This is a genomic window from Campylobacter concisus (assembly GCF_902460625.1).
GTDB lineage: Bacteria > Campylobacterota > Campylobacteria > Campylobacterales > Campylobacteraceae > Campylobacter_A > Campylobacter_A concisus_AD.
This window is the reverse complement of sequence record NZ_CABPUT010000006.1, coordinates 140,350-144,551: the sequence shown is the minus strand read 5'-3', so window position 1 is coordinate 144,551 and position 4,202 is coordinate 140,350. Positions and strand designations below refer to the sequence as shown.

At 37.9% G+C, this 4,202-nt stretch carries 4 protein-coding genes; all 4 read right to left on the bottom strand.

From position 1 onward, the window contains the following. Nucleotides 1–1,831 (bottom strand): methyl-accepting chemotaxis protein (locus F3G69_RS05125; protein ID WP_149714696.1); only part of this gene is annotated, 1,831 nt, incomplete at its 3' end. A 234-nt stretch (nucleotides 1,832–2,065) separates the two neighbouring features. Beyond that, nucleotides 2,066–2,461 (bottom strand): EamA family transporter, encoded by a 396-nt coding sequence (locus F3G69_RS05120; protein ID WP_149714607.1) that lies wholly within the window; start codon nucleotides 2,459–2,461, stop codon nucleotides 2,066–2,068. Nucleotides 2,462–2,509: 48 nt separating this feature from the next. Next, the gene (locus F3G69_RS05115; protein WP_103600985.1) at nucleotides 2,510–3,433 is read right to left on the bottom strand and encodes a Dyp-type peroxidase; all 924 of its coding nucleotides are present in this window, start codon (nucleotides 3,431–3,433) and stop codon (nucleotides 2,510–2,512) included. A gap of 20 nt (nucleotides 3,434–3,453) precedes the next feature. Continuing rightward, complete coding sequence (locus tag F3G69_RS05110; protein ID WP_103600984.1) at nucleotides 3,454–4,149, bottom strand: DUF4230 domain-containing protein; 696 nt, start codon at nucleotides 4,147–4,149, stop codon at nucleotides 3,454–3,456. Nucleotides 4,150–4,202: the final 53 nt, after the last annotated feature.

The following is a 4,202-nucleotide window of genomic DNA, read 5'->3' as shown; positions in this document are numbered from 1 at the left end:
TCATATTTATGCCTTCGCTTTGCTCTCTGATGCTTTCACTCATCTCATTAATGCTTTGAGCTAAAACATTTGCGTTAGCTTCGATCTCGCCAAGTGATTTTTGAGTTCTTTCAGCTAGTTTGCGCACTTCGTCGGCGACTACGGCAAATCCTCTGCCGTGTTCACCCGCTCTAGCTGCCTCGATAGCCGCATTTAGAGCAAGTAGATTGGTTTGATCAGCTATATCTCTAATAATAACGATGATATTTTTAATCTCTTCGCTTTGTCTTGTTACGTCGCTAGCTTTTTGGCTAATGGCGTTCATAGAACTGCTCATCTCTTCTATAGCAGCCGCGCTTTCTTGGATAGAATCGGCTTGCTTATGGGCTCCGTCAGTTAGAGTTCTCATGGACTCTGCTAGAATTTTAGCTTTTTCTTCTAGAACCTGAGCTTCTTTTAAATTTTCCCTTAGCATATTGCTTACGGCGTCGCCCGCGCTTTGAAGGCCTACTATCATATCTCTTAGATCGCTTTCAAGCTCCGGTTTTAGCTCTAGTCTAGGAGTGTAGTCGTTTTTATTGTAAGAAGCTAAAACTACGGCTATTCCTTTTAAATTTTCAGAAATTGATGCAAAGAATTTATTTAGCAGATCTTTTAACTGAACTAAAGCCGGATTATTCGGAGTAGAGTTAATCTTGGCTCCCATGTGGCCTCTTATCATAAGATTTGCTATACCGTTCATCTCGTCTATTAAGGCGCTGTCTTTTTTTACGCCGTTAAGGACTTTTTCTATATTTTCGTTAATAGATTCGCTCATTCTGCCGAATTCGTCTTGCGTAGTTACTACTAGCTTTTCCGGAGCGTTAGGGGTTTCGTAAGTGATAAATTTAAACGCGTCTTCAAGCTTGGTTTGAATAGTTCTAATAGGACTAAGGGATTTTTTAAGAAGAGTAAATACGATAGCCGAAAGTATGACTATAAAAGCTACGGCAAGGATTATTTGAGCTTTTAATAAAGGCAAGGTGTTAGACGAAAAAGTATCCGCTCCGATAGCAGCTACGGCTAGCCAGCCTTGATCGTTTATAGGAAGGACTTTGGCGGTTACGTTTTCGCCTTTATAGTTTGTATAAGGAATAAGTCCATTTTCATCAAATTTTTTAGCTGCAAAAGCCTCAGCAATATATTTGCTAGCAGGAACGGTTTTACCAACATTGTTTGGGTCATTGTGCATTAGCATTACGCCTTCTTTGTTTATTAAATAGACGTAGCCATATTTTGTTTTACCCATTTCAAGAATTTTTTTACTTAAAGCATCCATATTTAAATCAAGCCCCAAAACACCATCAAAATTTCCATTTTTATTTACTGGAGCAGCAAAACTAATTACTAAAGCGTTAAACAAGGCAGCTTTATAAGGTTCGGTATAGATAGCACCATTTGCACTCTTTGCTGCTTTATACCAGCCTCTAGTTCTAGGATCGTAGTTATCAGCAGGAGTTGTTTTAGTGCCGTCAGACTGGAAAAAATGTCCATCACTCTCGCGACCATAAAAAATATCAGTAACTAGACGACTAACATTTTCTTTTTGCATTTTTGTTTTTTCCATGTACGAGTCATCATTATTTGGTGTTTGTGCTATATCTGAAGCATACTTTTTGGCAACTTCTAAATATTCTTCAAAAAAAGAATCCGTAGTAGCTTTAATGTCACTTAGAATCTGATCCTGGGTCTGGCTGACCAACTCTACTACCTTACTTTCCGCTGTATAGTAGCTGACTGCCGAAATAGCAGCAAACGAAATAACTAGCAATGAGATGATAATCATCGCTATCTTTGAAGTTATGGACTTCATCTTTCCTCCTTTAAAAAGTTAAAATCGCTTTAATTTATCGAAAAAGAATTAAAATTAGTATTAAATTTACCCTCTATTTAATGCTTTTTAAAAATCAATAAAGATATCTTGATAATTAAAAATTTTTGAATAAATTTTAGATCAGAAAACGCCATCGAAAATCTAGTTTTGATTTTTATTCTTTAGCTAGATTTAAAGTATAAATTTTTACTTGAAAATCAATAAAATAACACCTTAAATAATAAGGCAGACGGCTAAAATTTCTTTTAAATTTAACCTCTCGTCAAGAAAGATGACAGCCAAAATAATGGCTAGCACAACGCTAAATTTATCAACCAGCGCCACTTGATAGACCTTGCCTGCCTGCATAGCTTTAAAATACATGAGCCACGAAAGCCCAGTCGCTATGCCACTTAGTATGAGAAAGAGCCAGTTTTTGGGGTTTAGTGAGCTTAATGGTTGCCATTTTTTAGCCACGCTTAAAAGCAAAACAAGCATCAAAATGACGACGATCGTTCTTATAAATGTCGCAAAATCGCTGTCAATATCCTTTACGCCAAGCTTTGCAAAGATAGCTGTAAGTGCAGCAAAAACAGCCGAAAGAGCTGCGTAAATAAACCACTCTGGCATCTTTTTCCTTATAAATTTAAGGGGTATTTGCTTCGCCCCACTGTAAATTTAACCCTCGTACTCGCTTAGCATGTCGATAGTCGGCGCAAAAAATAGCGCACCAGTAACAGGTGTGCTAAAGTCAAGTAGCCTATCTGAGTTGCCTTTTGGCTCGCCTATAAACATCTTTTTAAGCATCGCCTCAACGGTCGAAAATGTGCTCGCATAAGCGATGAAGTAAGTGCCTGTTTTACTACCTTCAGTAAATGGCATATTGCCACGCACGACCTTTTTATCATCTCCTACGTTTGCAGCAGCTGAGTGTGAATTTGTAGGTTTTACATCTTCGCTCATCTCGATGTCAAGCTCTTTTGAGCGACCTATTACCTTTTCTTGCTCGCTTACGCTTGTAGCGTTCCACTCTTTCATATTGTGGAAATATTTTTGTACAAAAACGTAGCTGCCGCCTTTAAATTTAGCGTCCTCATCGCCAACTTTAGCAAAGAAATCTCTCTCCTCGCCCTCAGGATTTTCAGTGCCATCAACAAAGCCTATTATCGCCCTACCGTCATGATACTTAAAGCCTTGCGTCTCATCTGTAAGCTCTGCAAATTTAAAAAGCACAGCCTTTATCGCTTGAGCCATATCGAAGCAATCAGGTGCATTTAAGGCGCGGATATGTATGTGGATGTCGCCCTTTGTGCTAACAGCTTCGTGCTTATCGCCTTTTATCGCTTTAAAATTTACAAGCTCTTTTGGTAGATCTTTTGAAATTTCAAGCTTTTTCCAAGCATCATGACCCACGCCAAGGACGCAGTTTACATTTTCATTTGCGCCAAATCTAATCTTGGCAGTTTTATTTAAATTTACAACCAAGGAGCAAAGCTCGGCAAAACCCTCTTTACAAACCTTTTTATCAGCTATTAAAACCCATGTTTGAAAGACTGTGTTGTTGCCTGGTGTCTGCGTGACTTCTTGTGAATTTACGCTCATTTTTTCTCCTTTTTAAAATTTTATGCAATATTTTCTAAATTTAGTTGCGAGCTTATCTGCTCATCATTATCGTCAAAGACAAACTCAACTTTGTTTGCACCAAAGCTCTTAGCTATCGCTTCAAGCGTGTCGCGAGCTGATTTATGAATTTTACTTTGAAGCTGTGAGATAAGGCGGACACTCATCTTTTTGACTTCATTTCTCGCCTCTTCGATTAGTCTGTTTTTATCCTCTTCTGTAAATGTACTTCCAAAAAACCCATTTAGCGAGTCAGGCAGCAAAAATGGTATAAATTTGCCGTTTTTCTCATCGTAAAATTTCATATCGGCGATCGAAAATTTATACTTACATGGGGGCATCTTTATCTTGTAGCTAGAGTTTGCGATCTGCGTGATCTCAAGTTTTGGACTAGTTAGATCGTAGATGAAATTTATCTCAAACTCAAATATCATCGAAAGCTTCTTCTCGCTTATAAGCCATCTTAGATACTCTTTGCCAAAATTTCCAAACGCATGATCTGTCTTTGTGACGATCTCTTTGCTATAAACTTGAAAAACAGATAGCTCGCCGATGCTTTTTAGCTGCGAAATTTCAGTGCTGACTGAGAGATTTTCGCTATCATCTTTTGCCTTTTTTAACGCCTTATTTGACCTATAAAATGCAAATGCCAAAACAGCTAATAAGATAGCTAATATCAAATTTGCATATTCGCTCATTTTTTCTCCTTTAAAGCTTGCTATTTTAGCTTAAATTTGTAAAGCAGAGATGA